The 19968-nt window shown below is 67.4% G+C and carries 16 protein-coding genes; 9 read left to right on the forward strand and 7 right to left on the reverse strand.

Translation table 11 applies throughout. From position 1 onward, the window contains the following. Nucleotide 1: 1 nt before the first annotated feature. The 8 genes from AC5Y47_RS23080 (at nucleotide 2) to AC5Y47_RS23115 (ending at nucleotide 9075) form a co-directional block, all read left to right on the forward strand. A complete protein-coding gene (locus tag AC5Y47_RS23080; RefSeq protein WP_499946595.1) occupies nucleotides 2-1591 on the forward strand; it encodes an acyl-CoA carboxylase subunit beta in 1590 nt (529 codons plus the stop codon). A gap of 5 nt (nucleotides 1592-1596) precedes the next feature. Next, nucleotides 1597-3576, forward strand: a complete 1980-nt coding sequence (locus tag AC5Y47_RS23085; protein ID WP_499946578.1) for an acetyl/propionyl/methylcrotonyl-CoA carboxylase subunit alpha — start codon at nucleotides 1597-1599, stop codon at nucleotides 3574-3576. Beyond that, nucleotides 3573-4739, forward strand: a complete 1167-nt coding sequence (locus tag AC5Y47_RS23090) for an acyl-CoA dehydrogenase family protein (protein WP_499946579.1) — start codon at nucleotides 3573-3575, stop codon at nucleotides 4737-4739. Before AC5Y47_RS23085 ends, AC5Y47_RS23090 begins: the two co-directional genes overlap by 4 nt. Beyond that, nucleotides 4739-5512, forward strand: coding sequence for an enoyl-CoA hydratase family protein (locus AC5Y47_RS23095; protein WP_499946580.1), 774 nt, complete (start codon nucleotides 4739-4741; stop codon nucleotides 5510-5512). The genes AC5Y47_RS23090 and AC5Y47_RS23095 overlap by 1 nt, the downstream gene beginning before the upstream one ends. An 84-nt stretch (nucleotides 5513-5596) precedes the next feature. Then, a complete protein-coding gene (locus AC5Y47_RS23100) occupies nucleotides 5597-6199 on the forward strand; it encodes a DUF1707 SHOCT-like domain-containing protein (protein ID WP_499946581.1) in 603 nt (200 codons plus the stop codon). Nucleotides 6200-6485: 286 nt separating this feature from the next. Beyond that, the gene (locus AC5Y47_RS23105) at nucleotides 6486-6776 is read left to right on the forward strand and encodes a hypothetical protein (protein WP_499946582.1); all 291 of its coding nucleotides are present in this window, start codon (nucleotides 6486-6488) and stop codon (nucleotides 6774-6776) included. Next, the gene (locus AC5Y47_RS23110; RefSeq protein ID WP_499946583.1) at nucleotides 6773-8416 is read left to right on the forward strand and encodes an alpha/beta hydrolase; all 1644 of its coding nucleotides are present in this window, start codon (nucleotides 6773-6775) and stop codon (nucleotides 8414-8416) included. The genes AC5Y47_RS23105 and AC5Y47_RS23110 overlap by 4 nt, the downstream gene beginning before the upstream one ends. Before the next feature lie 5 nt (nucleotides 8417-8421). After that, nucleotides 8422-9075: an LppA family lipoprotein gene (locus AC5Y47_RS23115; RefSeq protein ID WP_499946596.1), complete on the forward strand. Its 654-nt coding sequence runs from the start codon at nucleotides 8422-8424 to the stop codon at nucleotides 9073-9075. A gap of 71 nt (nucleotides 9076-9146) precedes the next feature. Here the strand turns inward: AC5Y47_RS23115 and AC5Y47_RS23120 are convergent, their stop codons facing one another. From AC5Y47_RS23120 to AC5Y47_RS23145, 6 genes are all read right to left on the reverse strand, one after another. Beyond that, nucleotides 9147-11129, reverse strand: coding sequence for a VWA domain-containing protein (locus tag AC5Y47_RS23120; RefSeq protein ID WP_499946584.1), 1983 nt, complete (start codon nucleotides 11127-11129; stop codon nucleotides 9147-9149). After that, the gene (locus AC5Y47_RS23125; protein ID WP_499946585.1) at nucleotides 11119-12504 is read right to left on the reverse strand and encodes a sigma 54-interacting transcriptional regulator; all 1386 of its coding nucleotides are present in this window, start codon (nucleotides 12502-12504) and stop codon (nucleotides 11119-11121) included. Before AC5Y47_RS23125 ends, AC5Y47_RS23120 begins: the two co-directional genes overlap by 11 nt. 102 nt (nucleotides 12505-12606) lie before the next feature. After that, complete coding sequence (gene purH, locus AC5Y47_RS23130; RefSeq protein ID WP_499946586.1) at nucleotides 12607-14184, reverse strand: bifunctional phosphoribosylaminoimidazolecarboxamide formyltransferase/IMP cyclohydrolase; 1578 nt, start codon at nucleotides 14182-14184, stop codon at nucleotides 12607-12609. A gap of 7 nt (nucleotides 14185-14191) precedes the next feature. Next, nucleotides 14192-14821, reverse strand: coding sequence for a phosphoribosylglycinamide formyltransferase (gene purN, locus AC5Y47_RS23135; protein WP_499946587.1), 630 nt, complete (start codon nucleotides 14819-14821; stop codon nucleotides 14192-14194). 156 nt (nucleotides 14822-14977) lie between these two features. Next, complete coding sequence (locus AC5Y47_RS23140; protein ID WP_499946588.1) at nucleotides 14978-16300, reverse strand: cell division protein PerM; 1323 nt, start codon at nucleotides 16298-16300, stop codon at nucleotides 14978-14980. 39 nt (nucleotides 16301-16339) lie between these two features. Next, nucleotides 16340-17272, reverse strand: a complete 933-nt coding sequence (locus tag AC5Y47_RS23145) for a DUF5336 domain-containing protein (protein WP_499946589.1) — start codon at nucleotides 17270-17272, stop codon at nucleotides 16340-16342. 191 nt (nucleotides 17273-17463) lie between these two features. Between AC5Y47_RS23145 and AC5Y47_RS23150 the strand changes: the two genes are divergently transcribed. After that, the gene (locus AC5Y47_RS23150; RefSeq protein ID WP_499946590.1) at nucleotides 17464-18312 is read left to right on the forward strand and encodes an LLM class F420-dependent oxidoreductase; all 849 of its coding nucleotides are present in this window, start codon (nucleotides 17464-17466) and stop codon (nucleotides 18310-18312) included. A gap of 83 nt (nucleotides 18313-18395) precedes the next feature. Here AC5Y47_RS23150 and AC5Y47_RS23155 read toward each other — a convergent pair whose 3' ends face one another. Next, a complete protein-coding gene (locus AC5Y47_RS23155) occupies nucleotides 18396-19916 on the reverse strand; it encodes an acetyl-CoA acetyltransferase (RefSeq protein ID WP_499946591.1) in 1521 nt (506 codons plus the stop codon). Nucleotides 19917-19968 lie beyond the last annotated feature (52 nt).

The following is a 19968-nucleotide window of genomic DNA, read 5'->3' on the forward strand; positions in this document are numbered from 1 at the left end:
CGTGCTGAGGTCCACCCTCGATCCGTCCGCCGATGCCTTCAACGACGCCGCCGCGGCCACCACGACCAAACTCGACGAGATCGCAGCCGAATTCGCCAACGCCGTCGAGGGCGGCGGACCGAAATACGTTGAGCGCCACCATGCCCGGGGCAAGCTGACGGCGCGCGAGCGCGTCGAGCTGCTCGTCGACCCGGACTCGGCGTTCCTGGAGTTGAGCCCGCTGGCGGCCTGGGGCAGCGCGTTCAAGGTGGGTGCCAGCACGGTCACCGGAATCGGTGTCGTCGAAGGCGTGGAGTGCATGATCGTCGCCAACGACCCCACGGTCAAAGGCGGTACCAGCAATCCCTGGACGCTGAAGAAGATCTTGCGGGCGAACCAGATCGCCTTCGAGAACCGGCTGCCGGTGATCTCACTGGTGGAGTCCGGTGGTGCGGATCTGCCCACCCAGAAAGAGATCTTCATCCCGGGTGGACGGATGTTCCGCGACCTGACCCGGCTGTCGGCGGCCGGAATCCCCACCATCGCACTGGTATTCGGCAACTCCACCGCGGGCGGTGCATACGTGCCGGGCATGTCCGATCACGTGGTGATGATCAAGGAACGCTCCAAGGTGTTCCTGGCCGGTCCCCCACTGGTGAAGATGGCCACCGGCGAGGAGTCCGACGACGAATCTCTCGGCGGTGCCGAAATGCACGCCCGCATCTCGGGTCTGGCCGACTACTTCGCGATCGATGAGCCCGACGCCATCCGCATCGGGCGTCGTATCGTGGCGCGGTTGAACTGGAAGAAGCAGGGACCGGAGCCGCGGGAAGTCACCGAGCCGCTGTTCGACACCGAAGAACTCATCGGCATCGTGCCCGCAGACCTACGCATCCCGTTCGACCCGCGCGAGGTGATCGCCCGCATCGTCGACGGCTCCGAATTCGACGAATTCAAGCCGCTGTACGGCTCTTCGTTGGTCACCGGTTGGGCCCAGCTGCATGGTTACCCGGTCGGAATCCTGGCCAACGCCCGCGGCGTGCTGTTCAGCGAGGAATCCCAGAAAGCCACCCAGTTCATCCAGTTGGCCAACCGGTCTGACACGCCACTGTTGTTCTTGCACAACACCACCGGCTACATGGTGGGCAAGGACTACGAAGAAGGCGGGATGATCAAGCACGGCTCGATGATGATCAACGCCGTGTCCAATTCGAAGGTCCCGCACATCTCGCTGCTGCTCGGCGCGTCATACGGCGCCGGCCACTACGGCATGTGTGGGCGCGCGTACGACCCGCGGTTCCTGTTCGCCTGGCCGAGCGCGAAATCCGCGGTGATGGGCGGCGCCCAACTTTCCGGGGTGTTGTCCATCGTGGCCCGCGCGGCGGCCGAAGCCCGCGGTCAGCAGGTCGACGAGGACGCCGACGCGGCGATGCGGGCCGCGGTCGAGGGCCAGATCGAGGCGGAGTCGCTGCCGCTGGTCCTGTCCGGGATGCTCTACGACGACGGGGTGATCGACCCGCGCGACACCCGCACCGTGTTGGGAATCTGCTTGTCCGCCATCGCCAATGGCCCGATCAAGGGGACGTCGAACTTCGGCGTCTTCCGGATGTGAGTCCCATGATCACTCGAGTGCTGGTCGCCAACCGCGGCGAGATCGCCCGTCGGGTCTTCGCCACCTGCCGGAGGCTGGGCCTGGGGACCGTTGCCGTCTACACCGACCCGGACGTCGCCGCGCCGCATGTCGCCGAGGCCGACGCCCGGGTCCGGCTGCCGCAGACCAACGACTACCTCAACGCCGAAGCTCTGATCGCGGCCGCACACGCCGCCGGCGCCGACGCCATCCACCCCGGCTACGGATTCCTCTCGGAGAACGCCGAATTCGCCGCCGCCGTCCAACAGGCAGGCCTGACCTGGATCGGACCGCCGGTGGACGCCGTGCGGGCGATGGGTTCCAAGATCGAATCCAAGAAGCTGATGTCCGCCGCCGGGGTTCCGGTGCTCGACGAACTCGACCCCGACACCGTCACCCAGGACCAGTTGCCGGTGCTCGTCAAAGCGTCCGCGGGCGGCGGCGGCCGCGGCATGCGGGTGGTGCACGAATTGTCCGCCTTGGCAGGTGAAGTGGAGGCCGCGCAACGCGAAGCCCAATCCGCGTTCGGTGATCCGACGGTGTTCTGCGAGCGCTACCTGCCCACCGGGCATCACATCGAGGTGCAGGTGATGGCCGACGCGCACGGCACCGTGTGGGCTGTCGGTGAGCGCGAATGCTCCATTCAGCGTCGCCACCAGAAAGTCATTGAAGAGGCACCCTCGCCGCTGGTGGAGCGGACACCGGGCATGCGGGCCAAGCTGTTCGAAGCGGCCCGGTTGGCCGCGTCCGCGATCAACTACACCGGGGCCGGCACCGTGGAGTTCCTCGCCGACGACGAGGGCGAGTTCTTCTTCCTGGAGATGAACACCCGCCTTCAGGTCGAGCACCCGGTCACCGAGGAGACCACCGGGCTCGACCTGGTCGAGCTGCAGATTGACGTGGCCGACGGCGGTCGCTTGGACGCCGAACCGTCTGTTGCGCACGGGCATTCGATCGAAGTCCGGCTCTATGCCGAGGATCCGGCGCGCGGCTGGCAGCCGCAGGCCGGCACCGTGCACAGGATCCACGTGCCCTCGGTACGCACCCAGTTCGAAACCCTGGGCCACCGGACCGGGATCCGGCTCGACTCCGGCATCGTCGACGGTTCGGCCGTGTCGATTTTCTACGACCCGATGTTGGCCAAGGTCATCTCGTATGCGCCGACTCGGCGCCAGTCGGCGCTGGTGCTCGCCGACGCGCTGGCCCGCGCCCAGGTGCACGGTCTGCGCACCAACCGTGAGCTGCTGGTGAACGTGCTGCGCCACCCGGCATTCCTCGACGGTGCCACCGACACAGCGTTTTTCGACACCCACGGGTTGGCCGAGCTGTCGGCGCCACTGGCCGACGCGGCGACGGTTCGGTTGTCGGCGATCGCCGCCGCGCTGGCCGACGCCGCCCACAACCGCGCCACCGCCAAGGTGTTCGGATCGCTGCCCAGCGGCTGGCGCAATCTCGCGTCGGGCTTCCAGGTCAAGACCTACCGGGACGACGACGACAGCGAGCAGCGAGTCCAATACCGTTACACCCGAACGGCGTTGGCGCTGCCCGACGATCCGACCGTGCAGCTGGTCTCGGCGACACCCGACGAAGTGGTGCTGGCCGAAAACGGGGTTGGCCGCCGCTTCGCCGTGGCGCGCTACCACAACGACGTCTACGTCGACTCCGCACGCGGTCCGGTGCACCTGGTCGCGTTGCCTCGGTACCCCGAGCCCGACTCGGCCGTCGCGCAAGGCTCCTTGGTCGCACCCATGCCCGGCAACGTGATCCGCGTCGGTGCTGACGTCGGCGACACCGTCACCGCCGGACAGCCGCTCATCTGGCTGGAGGCGATGAAGATGGAACACACGATCACCGCGCCGAACGACGGCGTGCTTGCCGAACTCAATGTCTCCACCGGTCAACAAGTCGAAGTGGGCGCCGTGCTGGCACGCGTGGAAGCGCCCGAATCAGAAGGAGATCCACAATGATTGATACCAGTTTCATCGAGAACGAAGACCGCCAGGCGCTGCGCAAAGCCGTGTCGGAGTGGGCGGCGGGCTACGGCGCCGAGTACTACCTGAAGAAGGCGCGCGCCCAGGAGCACACCGACGAATTGTGGCACGAGGCAGGCAAACTCGGCTTCCTCGGAGTGAACCTGCCCGAGGAGTACGGCGGCGGCGGCGCCGGCATGTACGAACTGGCGCTCGTGATGGAGGAGATGGCGGCCGCGGGCAGCGCGCTGCTACTGATGGTGGTCTCACCTGCCATCAACGGCACCATCATCAGCAAGTTCGGTACCGAAGAGCAGAAGAAGCGCTGGATCCCGTCCATCGCTGACGGCTCGCTGACGATGGCGTTCGCCATCACCGAGCCCGACGCCGGATCCAACTCCCACAAGATCACCACGACCGCCCGCCGCGACGGCAGCGACTGGATCCTCAAGGGCCAGAAGGTCTATATCTCCGGGATCGACCAGGCGCAGGCGGTGCTGGTGGTGGGCCGCACCGAAGAGGCGAAAACCGGCAAGCTGCGGCCGGCGCTGTTCGTCGTGCCCACCGACGCCCCCGGCTTCACCTACACGCCGATCGAGATGGAGCTGATCAGCCCCGAGCGGCAGTTCCAGGTGTTCCTCGACGACGTCCGGCTGCCCAGCGACGCACTCGTCGGCGCCCAGGACGCCGCCATCGCGCAGCTGTTCGCCGGCCTGAACCCCGAGCGCATCATGGGCGCGGCCAGCGCCGTCGGCATGGGCCGGTTCGCGCTGAATAAAGCCGTCGATTACGTCAAGACGCGCCAAGTCTGGTCCACCCCGATCGGCGCGCACCAGGGTCTGGCGCATCCGCTGGCGCAGTGCCACATCGAGGTCGAACTGGCCAAGCTGATGATGCAGAAGGCCGCCGCGTTGTACGACAGCGGCGACGACGGCGCCGCGGCCCAGGCCGCGAATATGGCCAAGTACGCCGCCGGTGAGGCGTCCACCCGGGCGGTCGACCAGGCCGTGCAGTCCATGGGCGGCAACGGGCTGACCAAGGAGTACGGCGTGGCCGCGATGCTGACCGCGTCCCGGCTGGCGCGGATCGCGCCGATCAGCCGCGAGATGGTGCTGAACTTCGTCGCGCAGACCTCGCTCGGCCTGCCCCGCTCGTACTGATGGGCACCCTCGTCGAGTACGCGCGCGACGGCGCGGTAGCCAGGCTGACGCTGAACTCGCCGCACAACCGCAACGCGCTGTCGACCACTCTGGTCACCCAACTGCACGACGGGCTGCGGGCCGCCGCTGACGACCCGGCGGTGCGGGTGGTGGTGCTCGGCCACACCGGCGGCACGTTCTGCGCCGGCGCCGACCTGAGTGAGGCCGGCGAAGGCAGCCCGTACGACCTGGCGGTGGCGCGTGCACAGGAGATGACGGCGTTGCTGCGCGCGATCGTCGCGTCGCCGCGACCGGTGATCGGGGCTATCAACGGGCACGTGCGGGCGGGCGGATTCGGTCTGGTGGGAGCGTGCGACATCGTGGTCGCCGGACCGCGCAGCACCTTTGCCCTGACCGAAGCCAGGATCGGGGTCGCGCCGGCGATCATCTCCCTGACACTGCTGCCGAAGCTCTCCGCGCGGGCCTCGGCGCGCTACTACCTCACCGGTGAAACGTTCGGCGCCAGCGAAGCCGCCGAGATCGGGTTGATCACCCTGGCCGCCGAGGACGTCGAAGCCGCGGTGGCCGGGGTGGTCGCCGACGTCGGCCGCGGATCGCCGCAGGGTCTGGCGGCGTCCAAGGCGCTGACGACCGCCGCCGTGCTTGAGGGATTCGACCGCGACGCGCAGCGGCTCGCCGAGGAGTCCGCCCGCTTGTTCGTTTCTGGCGAAGCGCGCGAAGGCATGCTCGCGTTCCTGGAAAAAAGGCCTCCGAGCTGGGCTTCTTCGTCCTGAGCGGGACGCCTGGGCCGGACGAAGATTGCAGTTTAGCCAACACCTCTTGCAGCAAATCTGTTACGTCGTAAGCTCGCGGGTGAGATGACCAACCCAGCCCGGCGTGATGTGAACGCCACGCGCGAGGATTTGGCGCGCGCCGCCGACACCGATCGCATTCAGATTGCGCAGTTGCTGGCCTACGCGGCCGAGCAGGGTCGCCTGCAACCCAACGAATACGAAGAGCGGCTAACGAAAGCGTACGCGGCGACGACCTATCGGGAGCTCGACCAGCTGCGTGCCGATCTGCCCGGCACAGCCGTGAGCGCGCGTCGCGGCGGTAAGTGCAATCCGGCGCCGTCCACGTTGCTGCTGGCCATCATGAGCGGTTTCGAGCGTCGCGGTCGCTGGAACGTGCCGAGGAAGCTGACGACGTTCACGTTCTGGGGTAGCGGCGTGGTGGACCTGCGCTACGCCGACTTCACCTCGACCGAAGTCGACATCAAGGCGTACTCGATCATGGGCGCCCAGACCATCCTGCTGCCGCCGGAGGTCAACGTCGAGATCGAGGGTCGCGGGATCATGGGCAACTTCGACCACGCCGTAGTCGACGGGGGCAGTCCGGGCGCCCCGAACGTGCGGATCCACGGATTCTCGCTGTGGGGCGGCGTGGGCATCAGGCGCAAGGCGCGCAAGTTCCGTAAGTAACGACGCCCGACCGGGGGGCGTTCACGCACCGTGCGGAACGTAGGCCGACCCGGTGCGGAGCAACCCGCTCGGGTGTTCGGCCACCACGCCACGCACGGCGCTGTCGCCGGCATGCACGGGCGCGAGTGAAACCGAACCCGTGCTCGATATGCCTTCACCACCCGATACGTAATACGCTTTGACGCCAAGCGCCGCAAGTCATGCACAGGCGCTGACCATGGTGAGTCGCCCGCCCCGCTGTCTGCGATCACACTTTGCCGAAAGTTGTTCTCGGCGAGGGGTAGTCATGGCAGAAGAGGTACGGGTCAGTCCCGAAGTGCTGGCCCGGATTGGCGATCAGTTGGCCGACCACGGCCGCTCACTGCTGAACTTGCAGCAGTCCAGTCATCGCGACGCCGACGGCGCCCACCCGGGCTGGGTCGGTTCCTCCGCGGGAACGTTGTTGCAGTTGCTGGACTGCTGGACGGCTAGCAGCGCGAGCCACCTGGCCCGCTTCGGCGACCATGCCGACGGCTTGAAGGTGGCCGCCGTCGCCTTCTTGATGATGGACCGGTACGGCGTCGGCGATCTTGGATGACGCTGAGTCCGGCGGACATCGAGCGCTGGGATCCCGCGGCGATCCGCACGGTATTCGACGCCGCGATCAGGCGCGCACACGGCACCCGCACCGCGTCGGCGGCGCTCAGCGAGACGATGCGTCTGCTGAGTTTCGGTGGCGACGCCGCCGACGCCGCGCAGGCGGCGGCCCACCACACCACGACGGTGTTGGACGAACACGCCGACGCCTGCGACGCCGTCGCGCACGCGGCCGAACAATCGGCCGACGAGGTCGCCACCATCAAATCGCGCCTTCAGGCGCTACGCGGACTGGCACGAGAGAACCAGCTGATCATCGACGACCGCACCGGCGCGGTCGTGCTGCCGTCCGACCTGGTCTCCCGGTCGGTCGCCGATCAACAGACCATCTTCGAAGCCGCAATGCGACTGACTGAAAGCATGCGGCAATTGTTGTTATCGGCCGAGATCGCCGACGAGGATCTGGCGGCGGCGATTCGCGGTGCCGACGGCGACCTCTCCGCTGCGCAAGTCGAGCTCCAACTCGCCCATCAACCACCTCACCTGCCGGCGTTGCCGCCGGCGAACAGCACTGCGCAAGAAGTGAACTTGTGGTGGCGGTCGCTGACCCCCAACGAACAGGATCAGGTCAAGCAACGGTTCCCCGATGCCGTCCGCAACCTGGACGGCATCCCAGTCGTCGTCCGCAACCAACTCAATGTTCCTGCGCTGCAACGCGAAATCGATCGGCTACAGCAGGGCTGGCTCGATGCCTATGGCTGGCACACCAACCCAGGCAAGTTGGCCGACTTGCAGGCGCTGCAACAGACTTTGACCGACAATCCCGGTGCCGGCCTGATCCTGCTGGACACCACAAGCAAACCCGGAAAGGTGCTGGCGGCGGTAGGCGTTGGCGACGTCGACAACGCAGAACGCGTCGCCGTGTCGGTGAGCGGCTTGAACAGCCGAGTGAGCGCCAGCGTAGCGAACATGGTGCGGGAGGCGGGTTTTCAGCGCAACGAGGCGGCACTATTGCGCCGCAACGCCGGCGTCGAGCATCCCGACGCCGTCGCCTCCATCGCATGGCTCGGCTACGACGCGCCGGACAGCCTCAAGGATGTCAGCCACGATTGGCTGGCCCGTGACGGCGCGCGTTCCCTGAACAACTTCTACCGGGGATTGGCCGCAGCCAGCAACCTCCCGGACCAACACATCGCCGCGTTCGGGCATTCCTACGGGTCACTGACCACCAGTCTCGCCGTGCAACAGGGCGCACCGGTCAGCGACGTCGTGCTCTACGGCTCGCCTGGCACGGAACTCACCGAAGCCGCGCAACTGGGCGTGCTGCCCGGACACGCGTACTACATGATCGGCGCCGACGACGTTGTCTCAGAGCTGATTCCAGCGTTCGGTGCGTTCGGCGCCCCGCCGCAAGACGTGCCGGGCATGGCGGAACTGTCCACCGAAACCGGGTACGCGTTCGACGGGCCGTACGGCGACGGTCAACTGCACGAGCGGGCCTACGGGCATTCCGAGTACACCCGGATGGGCAGCAACGGCAACCTACGTATGAGTGCCTATAACCTGGCGGTAGTCCTGGCAGGACTGCCCGCCGACCTCATTACCCCCTGGATGACCGACAATTGTCCCGACCGGCCGTGAACCGTATTGCAGTGACGCTGCTCGGTGTCGCTGTTGCGCTCAGCGGCTGTGTCAAACCGAACACCTTCGACCCTTATGCCAACCCCGGCCGTTCCGAGTTGGACCGGCTGCAGGAGATCGTGAACGGGCGTCCCGACCTGGAGAGGGTTGAGCAACAGCTGGCCGACCTCGACGGCGCGATCCGGGCGGCGATCACGAAACACTCACCGCCGAGCCGCTTTTCGGCCATGCCCGCCGGCCACTCCACCAACGGCTGCCAGCACCCGTTCACCCGCAGCATCGGTCGGCAGACAAACAGCGACATGTTCTTCGCCGAGCCCGCGCCCACACCCGCCGAGTGGCTGCAGATCGTCACCGAGCTCGCACCGCGTTTCGCGGCAGCAGGTTTCACACCCAACAACGCCGCACCCGGAAGTCCGCCGCTGCCAATGGGTTCGGCCAACTATTCGCAGGGTCGCGACGACGGTGTCACGATCAGCTTGGTGAACGGCCGAGACGGCAGCCCGCTCGACTACTCCTACGACACCGGCTGCCATCTGCCCGCGGCCTGGCGCACTGGCCCACCCCCGCCGAGCTTCCGTCCCGCGAATGACCCGAACGTGCACTACCCGTACCTGTTCGACGGGCCTGGGGGCGGGCGAAGCACGGACGCGTACTAGCTGGGCGCGAGCAGACGCAAAAGCCCCGATTTCGTGCCGAAATCAGGGGCTTTTGCGTCTGCTCGCGCCGGTTAACGGCGGCGTCGGGACCGCAGATAGTCGCCCACCACCGCCGCACCCAGCCCGTCCAGATCCGGCACCACCACCCGGCCCTCCACACGACGGGCGACCTGGTCGATGAACCGCGCCAGACCAGGGTCGCTGCCTAGCCGGAAGATCGTGACTTGCGCACCGAGCCTGGACATCTCATCGAATCCGCGCACCGTGTGCGCGATGGTCCGGGGATGCGGCGGGTAATCAAAAAACACAGCAGAACCCCTCCCGTCGCCGTCGAAATCCTCCAGGTGCGCGGTCGGTTCCCCGTCGGTCACCACCAGCAGCACGGGTTGCGCATTGGGGTGCCGACGCAGGTGACGGCCGGCCAGCGCGAGCGCGTGATGCAGGTTGGTGCCTTGCTCGTAGACACCTTCCAAACCCGTCAGTTCCGCGGCGCTGACCGTCCGGGCGTAGCGGCCGAAAGCGATGATCTGCAACGCATCCGAGCGGAACCGGGTGCACACCAGATGGTTGAGCGCCAGCGCCGTGCGCTTCATCGGCAGCCACCGGTTCTCCATCACCATCGAGAACGAGGTGTCCACCAGCAGTGCGACCGCGGCCTGGGTGCGGGTTTCGGTCTCCGAGACCTCCACGTCGTCGACGCTGATGCGCAGTCCCCCGTCGAGCGTCGAGGTGCCGGCTTGCCGAAGGACGGCGTTCGTCAGCGTCCGGGAAATGTTCCACGGCTCGGTGTCGCCGAACTGCCAGGGCCGTGTCGCGCCGGTCAGTTCGCCGGCCGCGCCCGCCCGACGGGTCTCCCGATCACCGTGACGACCCGAAAGTTGTTGCGCCACATCACGTAGCGCGGTCTCGCCCAATCGGCGCATGGCCTTCGGGGACAGCCGCCATTGACCATCGGAGCCGCGGTCCAGGAAGCCCTGGTTGACTAGGGCACGCTCGAGTTCGGCCAGTGTCCGGGCGTCGACGGCGGCCTCGTCTCCGAGCTGGCGGGCGAGTGCGTCGAGGTCGACGTCGTCCATCGTGGCCCCTGGGTACGCCTGCGAGAGCTGTTCGGCCAGCTGCTCCAGCTCGGCGATGTCGGCCAGAGCCTGGGTTCCCTCGCCCATGCCGAACGGATTGTCGCCGGAGAACTGCTCCTGCCCGGTCCAGTCCTCACCGGGTCGCGCCGCCTGTAGATGCGAGTCGAGCCGACTCAACGCCTGCATCAAAGACGGTGACCCGAATGCCTGCTGCGCCAACGCATCCAGCTCATCACGCTGCTCCTGGGACAGGCTGTTGCGAAACCGCTGCGCCGCGGCGGCCCGCTTGGCCAGCGAATCGAGCAGCTCTTCGACATTGCTCGGGTTCTCCGGGAAGAACTCGCCGTGCTTGTCCATGAAATCTTGAAAGTCCTGCTGGGTGTCCTCGCCTCTGGCGTGCTTGTCCAACAGGTCATTCAGGTCGTCGAGCATCTGGCTGACGCGCTGACGGTCCTCGTCGGTGGCGCCCTGCAGCGCTTCTTTCATCCCGGCGAAGCGTTGGTCGAGCATCTCCCGGCCCAGCAGATCCTTGATCTGCTCGTATTTCTGACGGGCCTCGCCGCTGCGCCAGTCGTATTCGGAGAGCTCCTGCACGGCCTTGGCCGGCGACGGCGGCAGCGCCTCCAGCTGCAACTCGGAGAAGCGGGCGTCGTCGTCGAGGGCACGCGCCAGTTCCTTGCGTTCGGCGAGCACCGCCTCGTCGAGCAGCTTCTTTATTTCCTGCAACGTGCCGTCTAAATTGTTGCGCCGCAACAGGTCCCGTCGTTTGCGGTTGGCCTCGGCGGCCAGCCGGTCGGCCCCACGCATGTTCTCGGTGCCGCGCCGCAGCAACTCCGATAACGCGCGGCGCGGCGAAGTGCCGGCCATGACGTCCTGCCCGATCGCCTCGAGCGCCTCCCGCAGATCCACCGGCGGGGCCAGCGGGTCGGGACCGCCGGTGTACGCCGAGTAACGCGATGAGTGCCCGCTACGAGCCATAGACCGTCTGCCCTTCACCGGACACCTTGTCGACCCGCTTCGCCAGGTACAGCGCCTCGAGAGCCAACTCCAGTGCCGCGGCCCGCTCCCCTTCGGACTCGGCGCCCAGTTTGGTCGCGATCTTGTCCACCACCGGCAGGCCGGGAACCGCGGCCAGCACGTCCTTGGCCGATACCCGCTCGCCCGTCGTCACCGCCGAGCCTCCCTCGACGGCCGCGACCAAAGTGCCGACGTCGATGCCGCCCAGCACCCGAGACGCGGTGTCGGCCGTCGAGCGGCGCAGCAGGTGCTCCAGCACGGCCTGCTCGCGGCCCTCTTCGCCGGATTCGAATTCCAGCTTGCCGCGCAGCACGTCGATGATGGTGCCCAGATCGACCACGCGGGCGACCGGATCGGTCTCCCCCAGAATCGCCCCGCGGTGCCGTGCTGCCGCCGCGACCGTCTCGGCCGCCGCGATGGCGAATCGCGCCGAGACGCCCGAACGCTGGTCGACCGAGCTGGACTCGCGCAGGTAGCGGGCGAACCGCGCGATCACCTGCAGCAGGTAGTCGGGCACCTCTGCGCTCAAGTGCGCCTCCTGGGCGATGACCCCGATCTCGGCACTGAGCTCCAGCGGATAGTGGGTGCGGATCTCGGCGCCGAACCGGTCCTTGAGCGGGGTGATGATGCGGCCGCGGTTGGTGTAGTCCTCGGGGTTGGCGCTGGCCACCACCAGGACGTCGAGCGGCAGCCGCAGCGTGTAGCCGCGGACCTGGATGTCGCGCTCTTCCATCACGTTGAGCATCGAGACCTGGATGCGTTCGGCGAGGTCGGGCAGTTCGTTGACCGCGACGATGCCGCGGTGTGCCCGCGGGATCAGCCCGTAGGCGATGGTTTCGGGATCCCCGAGGCTGCGGCCCTCGGCCACCTTGATCGGATCAATGTCTCCGACCAGGTCAGCGACGCTGGTGTCCGGGGTGGCCAGCTTCTCGGTGTAACGCTCACTGCGGTGCTTCCAGGCGATGGGCAGGTCTTCACCGGACTGCGCGGCCCGCTTGATCGACTCGGGGGTGATGGGGCTGTAGGGATGTTCGCCGAGCTCTGCGCCGGCGATCACCGGCGTCCACTCGTCGAGAAGTCCGGTGAGCGCCCGCAGCAGCCGGGTCTTGCCCTGGCCGCGTTCACCCAGCAGGACGAAGTCGTGTCCGGCGATCAGTGCCCGCTCCAACTGGGGGATCACGGTGTCGTCAAAACCTAGGATCCCCGGCCACACGTCGTCGCCGTCGGCCAAAGCGGTCAGTAGATTTTCCCGGATTTCCTGCCGGACGCCGCGCTCACGATGGCCGGAGGCACGCAGCTCGCCAACGGTACGGGGCAGATTGCTCGGTGAAGTCACCTCTCCACGCTACGACCCTGCCTTGGGTTGTGCCGACGAGAGTGACTTTCCCGACGCACTCTGCGGCGTGTCGGTCGTGGATTTCACTCTCGGCGGACGGAGCTAGTGCGCGAAGTGCCTGGCCCCGGTGAGGTACAACGTGATCCCTGCCTTGGTGGCCGCCGCCGTCACTTCGTCGTCGCGCACCGAGCCACCGGGGTGCACGATGGCCTTGACTCCCGCGGCCGTCAGCGTCTCCAGCCCGTCCGGGAACGGGAAGAACGCATCCGATGCGCCGACCGCTCCCCTGACCCGCTGGTCGCCGCGTGCATTGCCTCGTTCGACGGCCAGCCGGGCGGCGTCGACGCGGTTGACCTGACCCATGCCGACACCGACGGTGGCACCGTCGGCGACGATCACGATCGCGTTGGACTTGACGGCGCGGCAGGCGCGCCAGGCGAAGACCAGGTCGGTGAGGGTGGCGGGGTCGGCGGGTTCTCCGGTGGCCAGGGTCCAGTTGTTCGGATCGTCACCCGCGGCGTCGAGCTGGTCGCGTTGCTGGATCAGCAAACCGCCGCTGATCGCGCGCAGTTCGTGGCCGCCGGCCATCGGTTCGGAGGCCAGCAGCACCCGGATGTTCTTCTTGCGCGTCAGCACCTCCAGGGCCCCCGGCGCGTAGGCCGGCGCGACGACCACTTCAGTGAAGATGGTGCTGACGTACTCGGCCATCTCGACAGTGACCTCGGTGTTGGCTGCGATCACTCCGCCGAAAGCGCTCAGCGGGTCACATTCGTGGGCCTTGCGGTGCGCGTCGGCGACGGAGACATCGGAGATGGCGATGCCGCACGGATTGGCGTGCTTGATGATTGCCACGCAGGTCTGTTGGTGGTCGAACGCCGCGCGCCAGGCGGCGTCGGCGTCGGTGAAGTTGTTGTAGGACATCTCTTTTCCGTGCAGCTGCTCGGCCTGCGCCAGACCGGGCCAGGCCGCCGGGTCGGTGTACAGGGCGGCCTGCTGGTGCGGATTCTCGCCGTAGCGCAACGTCGCTGCGCGACGCCAGTTGCGGGCGACGAAGTGCGGGAATTCCTGCGCGGGTTCCTCGGGGGCCAGGGTGGACTGCATCCAGGTGGCGACCGCGATGTCGTACTCGGCGGTGTGCTGAAACGCCAACGAGGCCAGCTTCTTTCGTTCGGCAAGCGTGAATCCGCCGTTGCGCACCGCGGCGAGCACGCCGTCGTAGCCGCGCGGGTCGGTGACCACGGCGACGCTGGGATGGTTCTTGGCAGCGGCGCGCACCATGGACGGCCCGCCGATGTCGATCTGCTCGACGCAGTCGTCGACGCCCGCGCCGGAGTCGACGGTCTGGCTGAACGGATAGAGGTTGACCACCACGAGTTCGAACGCCTTGATGCCGAGTTCGGCCAGGGCGGTTTGGTGTTCGGGCTTGCGCATATCGGCCAGCAGTCCGGCGTGCACGCGCGGATGCAAGGTCTTGACTCGCCCGTCGAGCACCTCCGGGAAGCCGGTCAGTTCCTCGACGCGGGTGACCGGAATCGCTTTGTCGGCAATGGTCTTGGCGGTCGATCCGGTCGAGACGATCTCGACCCCGGCGGCGGCGAGCCCCTGGGCGAGGTCGATCAATCCGGACTTGTCGTAGACGCTGATCAATGCCCTACGAATCGGCTTCTTGTCGGTGCTCATCGTGTGCTCATCCTATGGCCGCCTTCCGTCCCGTCACCGTTACGCCTCGGGTGGCCATCGCGGCCACTACATCCACCAGCAGTTGTCGCTCCACGACTTTGATGCGTTCGTGCAGGCTTTCTTCGTCGTCGCCGTCGAACACCTCGACGGGGTGCTGCGCCAGGATCGGACCGGTGTCCACGCCGGCATCCACCAGGTGCACCGTACAGCCGGTGACTTTCACACCGTAGGCCAGCGCTTCGGCCACGCCGTGGGCACCGGGGAAGGCCGGCAGCAACGCCGGGTGAGTGTTGATCGTGCGGCCAGAGAATCGTGAAAGGAATTGCGGGCCAAGGATTCTCATGAATCCGGCGGAGACGATGAGGTCGGGCTCGTGTGCGGCGGTGGCTTCGGTGATCGCGGCGTCCCAGGCGTCGCGGCTGGGATGGTCGCCGACCCGCACGGCATAGGCCGGTATCGCGGCCTCGGCGGCGATCTGGGTAGCCCGGCAGTCGCGGTCCACGCCGACGGCCACCACCCGCGCCGGGTACTGGCCCGTCGCCGCCTTGAGCATCGCGTCGAGCAGCGAACCGGTGCCCGATGCCAGCACTACAAGCCGCGCCGGTGCACTGGGAGGTACACGCAGGGGTTCCGGCACGAGGCGAGCCTAGTCGGGCGACAATGCCGCCCGCGCGGCAGCGTGGGGGGAGGAGGAGCCCGACAAATCCGGCAGCTGCGGGCGACGATGCCGCCCGCGCGGCAGCGTGGGCGGACGAGAAGCGCTCAACGCCCGCGCGGCAGCGTGGGGGAGCGCTCAACTCTCGCGCGGCAACTCCTGCACTTCGTCCTCATCTCGGTCGACGGGCGCGTCCTCGTCCTCGACGACCTCGTCCTGCTCGAGATCCTCGTCCTGCTCGAGATCCTCGTCGTATGCCCCCAACACGGTTTCCTCTTCCGCGTCGGGTTTCGGGCGAGGTCGTCGGGGACGCCGTCGGATCCCCCCGGCCATCACCACGGTCAGCGCGCCGACCCCGGCGAACCAGAAGAGTGTGCCGAGGAACAGCGTGCTCAGCTCCACCCCCACGTCACCAAAGTTGCCCAATTTGCCGCCACCGGCGTAGCCGAGCAACGTCATAGCCGAAGCTCCGACGACGGCGGCCACCACTAGTTTGGCGAAGGCGGCAACCGCCGGCAGCGGTCGCCGCGCGCACTGCTGGCCCACCGCCACGCCGGATGCCGCTCCGATGATCAGCAGCGCGACCCATACCGGACCGAGCCGGGGAGTGGGTACGGCGGCCAGGATAGGAAGTGCCGGCACGTCGCCGCCGAACACCGTGAACGAGCTGAACGTCGCGAAGCCGATGTGCGCGCTGGACCCTACCGCGATCGCCGAGGCGCCGACGATGACGTTGGGCGCGTACAGCAGCGACAGCGCGGTGAGGTTGAACTGACCCCAGATGGAGTCGGTGATGGAGAACAGGTCCTGCATGGTCGCCCAATGGACGACCAGCGATCCCGTCGTCGCCATCCCCGACAACCCCAGCAACGCCACCACACCGGCGAAGGCCGCGCGCAACGAATCGCCCAGCCAATTGGGCAACGGGGATGCACCCAACGCCCGTCGTCCCACCTGGGACCACACGCCGATCGCAGCCCCGATCGCGTGCACCACCAGCACGCTGGTGAACGCCCGCAACGCACTGGGCGTCTGCAGTTCGGTCAGCACCGAGGACGCGTCGTGGATGACCGCCAGCGCGATCGCCGTCATCAGCAGCGGGCCGCCCAGGGCCGAGGCGACGACCCAGCGCACCACCAGCCACGACGAATACGGCGAAGTCGCCCGCGCGGTGGTCCGTGCGGTACCCCAGACCATCAACATCGCCGGCAGCAGCGGCATGACGCCCAACTCGCGGCCGGCGATCGAGATCGGCACCTGGTGCACGCCGAGCCACATGCTGGCTATGGCGCCGAGTGCGCCGGTCATGTCGCTGTTGGCGATCAACAGTTCCAGCAGCGTGACCGCGGCGATCACGACGAGCGCTACCACGGCCGGGGCGAAAGCGACCCGGACGAGGTCGCGCGCCTGACGGGCCCCCGCTACCCGGTTGTCCTCGTTTCGTGCCGACACCCGTGTCACTCTTGGCGCGCGGGACCGACTAGGCGCGACAGCGCACGGTTAGACCGGAGCCGAACCAGGCGACGATTGCTGATCCTGGCCGTACGACTGTTGTCCACCGGATTGGTTGCCGTAGTTGACCGGCGCCGACCCAGCCTGCGAACCCGAGCCGGCGCTGACCGGCGGGGGCGGGCTGAAGCTGGGGAATCCGGTGGGCGGAGTGTGGCTCGCCGGCGGCTGATGCTGCGGCTGGGAGACGACCTGTGTCGGCTGCGCAGGGAATCCGCCGGATTGGGGATTCGGGCTCGACGAGTAGTTGCCGAACTGCTGCGAGCCGTACCCGGGCGGCTGCTGCGCCTGAACCGGGTTGGGCGCGGACTGCTGTGCACCTGGCTGACCGTAGTACCCGCCGGGCTGCCCGCCGTATTGACCGTATTGACCGTACTGGCCGTACCCGCTGAACGGGTCGTACTTGGGGCGCGGCGTCGGGGCGGTGATGACTCCGGCATCGAGCAGCAACGCTCCGACGGCCGCGACCGCTTGAAACACGATCAGCACCAGAACAATCCACAGCGCCCAGCCGGCCGAAGACGAGTCGGGTTTGTTGAAGATGGCGAAGATGATCAGCAGCACGCCGAGTACCGAGAGCACCCCCGAGGTCGTCACGTAGCCGGCGACCTTGGGGAGCAGACTAACCCCGGCCAGTAGTGCGGCCAGGACGGCTGCGGTGATCGCCGCCACCGCCGCGACGTTGTAGGACACTTCGCCACCGGAACTACCGGGTTCTGAGCCATGGGGGAACATCGGCCCGAAGCTGAAGAAGTAGGCCAACAGACCTAGGGCCACCACCGCGAGTGCCAAGTACTGCCCGAGCTTGCTTTCGTGGGGGGCTGCGGGGTCGGCTTGGGCGGGTGTGGCGGCCGGCGTGCCGCCGCTGTACGAACCGGCCTGTTGCGCGGGTTGATAGCCGGGACTACCGGGCGAAAAGGTCATGGACTCCTCCTGTTGCTTCCGGTGCCGGGGCGGCGCCACTGCCACGCTGCTGTTTGCGACGCCATCGACCAACCACGCTAGCGCACGTTGGATGGCAAATGCCCTTGGCCGCTGACCAGCGCGCCCGTCCACTTACCGGTGCGGACGGGGGCCGCCCGCGGGCAAAAGTAGAACACGTTCTAAATTGGGGCATGGACTACGGCCTCGTTCTGTTCACCAGCGACCGCGGTATTGCCCCGGCGGCAGCCGCCAAACTTGCCGACGATCACGGGTTTCGCACGTTCTACGTGCCAGAACACACTCACATTCCGATCAAGCGCGAAGCTGCCCACCCGACCACGGGTGACGAGACCCTGCCCGACGACCGCTACATGCGCACGCTGGATCCGTGGGTGAGCTTGGGGGCGGCGTCCGCGGTAACGTCGCGGGTCCGCTTGTCCACCGCGGTGGCGCTGCCGGTCGAACATGACCCGATCACGCTGGCCAAAAGCATTGCCACGCTGGACCACTTGTCGGGGGGACGGGTGAGCCTCGGCGTCGGTTTCGGCTGGAACACCGACGAGCTGGCCGACCACAACGTACCGCCCGGCCGCCGTCGCACCATGTTGCGCGAATACCTGGAGGCGATGCGCGCCCTGTGGACTCAGGAGGAGGCCGAATACGACGGCGAGTTCGTGAAGTTCGGGCCGAGCTGGGCCTGGCCCAAGCCGGTGCAGGCGCACATTCCGGTGCTGGTGGGCGCCGCCGGCAACGAGAAGAACTTCAAATGGATCGCGCGCAGTGCGGACGGTTGGATCACCACGCCGCGCGACTTCGACATCGACGAGCCGGTGAAATTGCTGCAGGACACCTGGGCCGCGGCCGGCCGGGACGGCGCCCCGCAGATCGTGGCGCTGGACTTCAAGCCGGATGCGGAGAAGCTGGCGCGCTGGGCCGAACTCGGCGTCACCGAGGTGCTGTTCGGAATGCCCGACAGCGATGAGGACAAGGTCGCCGCGTATGTGGAGCGGTTGGCCGGCAAGCTCGCCTCGTTCGTCTGATGCCGAGCAGACGCAAAAGCCCCCATTTCGTGCCGAAATGAGGGGCTTTTGCGTCTGCTCGCCCTAGAGAGTGCCTGCTCGGGCTAGAGGGTGCAGCGGTTGCCGTAGTCGAACGACCGCACCTGGACCTGTTGCCCCAGCGGGTCGCCGTCAATCAACAGGGAGATCAACTCGTCGTCCTCGGTGGTCGCCAGGAAGCGGCTGTCGTCTTCAAGGCGCCCGATGATGATCCCGGTCGGACGCCCGTTGTCGCGACGCACGGTGTAGGTCTCGACGGTGCCGCGGCCGTCGGCGTTCTCGGTGACCGCCACGGTGGGCCGTCCGGCGATCTCGGCCTGCAACTGCGCACTGCGGTCCGGTCGCCACGGTCCGGGCGACGTCGAGTACACCCCGACCGAGTACTTGCTCTGGATGCCGCCGTTGGCACCGACGAGGCCGAACTGCCCTGGCGCGCTTCGCATTCGGGCTACCGTCTCGGCGACGCCATGCGTCGAGTAGTTGTTGCCGGCGCCGCCGAAGAACGGCAGCCCGCCGGTCAGCGTCAAGCCGCGGGGGTCGTCGGGAGCCACGCCCATTCCGTCGCAGAAGTTGAACACCGGCACCGGGAAGCAGCTGTACAGGTCGAAGGTGGCGACGTCGTCGACGCCGATCCCGGCCACATCCAGCGCCTCCCGTGTCGCCATGACCGCCGCTGGATAACGACCCAACTCCGGTCGCTCCAATAGCGCCTGCTCTTCCAAGTCGGCATGCCCGCGCAGATACACCCACTTGTCTTCGGGAACACCAAGCCGCCGGGCCGTCCCCACCGACATCAACAAGACCGCCGCGCCCTGGTTCACCTGATCGCGGGCGACCAGCAACCGCGGATACGGCTCGGCGATTATCCGGTTGCTCTCGGTGACGGTGATCAGTTCCTCGACAGTGCGCTCCACCGGCGCGGCCGCGTACGGATTACCGGCGGCGACCTTGCTGAACGGCGCAAACAACTCGGCCATCCGGCGCAGATATTCCGCCGGCCCCAGCCCGGTCGTCGCTCGTCGGGCGTTCTCCATCAGCGCGTACTGAGTCGGCGCGTCCACCAGACCGTGGATGACGGTGTAGCGGGAAATCAGTTTCTCGATGCCGGCTCCGCGATCCTCCAGGTCACCCTCGACCGTCTCGCTGAAGTCGGGCTTCTCGTCGGCCTTGGCGAAATGGCGCAGGGTCGAGGTCGCATCCGAGCCGAACATCAACGCCACCTCGGAACGACCGGCGGCGATCTCCCCGGCCAGCTCGGTGATCAGATGCTGCGGGCCCTGACCACCGACGATCTCCAGGATCGCGCGGCGAGGCTCGGCACCGATGCGCTTGGCCACCGACCGCGGGTAGTTGTTGGACCGGCCCAACGGGGCGTCGGCCATCGGCCCGGATATCTCGAATTGCCGCAGCGCCGCGATGGTGTCGATCTCGGCTGCCACAGCCGCGGCAGCGCAGTCGTCGAGGGTGGATTGCGCGGCGGCGGCGGCCAACTCGACCGGTGACATGGCCCGGTAACCAGGGTCGTCGATGCGCTCGGCCGCCTGTCCGACGCCGACGACGACGGGCGTCCGCGGATCAATATTCATAGTTCAACTAAATACCGCACCGCGCATGGCCGCTCGGCGGGGGGTACAGAGT

The sequence above is a fragment of the Mycobacterium sp. NGS22 genome (genome assembly GCF_059813095.1).

Excerpts from the sequence above, each read along its gene's own strand:
- AC5Y47_RS23085 (WP_499946578.1), top strand. The coding sequence starts at position 1,597 with ATGATCACTCGAGTGCTGGTCGCCAACCGCGGCGAGATCGCCCGTCGG.
- AC5Y47_RS23090 (WP_499946579.1), top strand. The coding sequence starts at position 3,573 with ATGATTGATACCAGTTTCATCGAGAACGAAGACCGCCAGGCGCTGCGC.
- AC5Y47_RS23095 (WP_499946580.1), top strand. The coding sequence starts at position 4,739 with ATGGGCACCCTCGTCGAGTACGCGCGCGACGGCGCGGTAGCCAGGCTG.
- AC5Y47_RS23100 (WP_499946581.1), top strand. The coding sequence starts at position 5,597 with ATGACCAACCCAGCCCGGCGTGATGTGAACGCCACGCGCGAGGATTTG.
- AC5Y47_RS23105 (WP_499946582.1), top strand. The coding sequence starts at position 6,486 with ATGGCAGAAGAGGTACGGGTCAGTCCCGAAGTGCTGGCCCGGATTGGC.
- AC5Y47_RS23110 (WP_499946583.1), top strand. The coding sequence starts at position 6,773 with ATGACGCTGAGTCCGGCGGACATCGAGCGCTGGGATCCCGCGGCGATC.
- AC5Y47_RS23120 (WP_499946584.1), bottom strand. The coding sequence starts at position 11,129 with ATGGCTCGTAGCGGGCACTCATCGCGTTACTCGGCGTACACCGGCGGT.
- purH (WP_499946586.1), bottom strand. The coding sequence starts at position 14,184 with ATGAGCACCGACAAGAAGCCGATTCGTAGGGCATTGATCAGCGTCTAC.
- AC5Y47_RS23145 (WP_499946589.1), bottom strand. The coding sequence starts at position 17,272 with ATGACCTTTTCGCCCGGTAGTCCCGGCTATCAACCCGCGCAACAGGCC.
- AC5Y47_RS23150 (WP_499946590.1), top strand. The coding sequence starts at position 17,464 with ATGGACTACGGCCTCGTTCTGTTCACCAGCGACCGCGGTATTGCCCCG.
- AC5Y47_RS23155 (WP_499946591.1), bottom strand. The coding sequence starts at position 19,916 with ATGAATATTGATCCGCGGACGCCCGTCGTCGTCGGCGTCGGACAGGCG.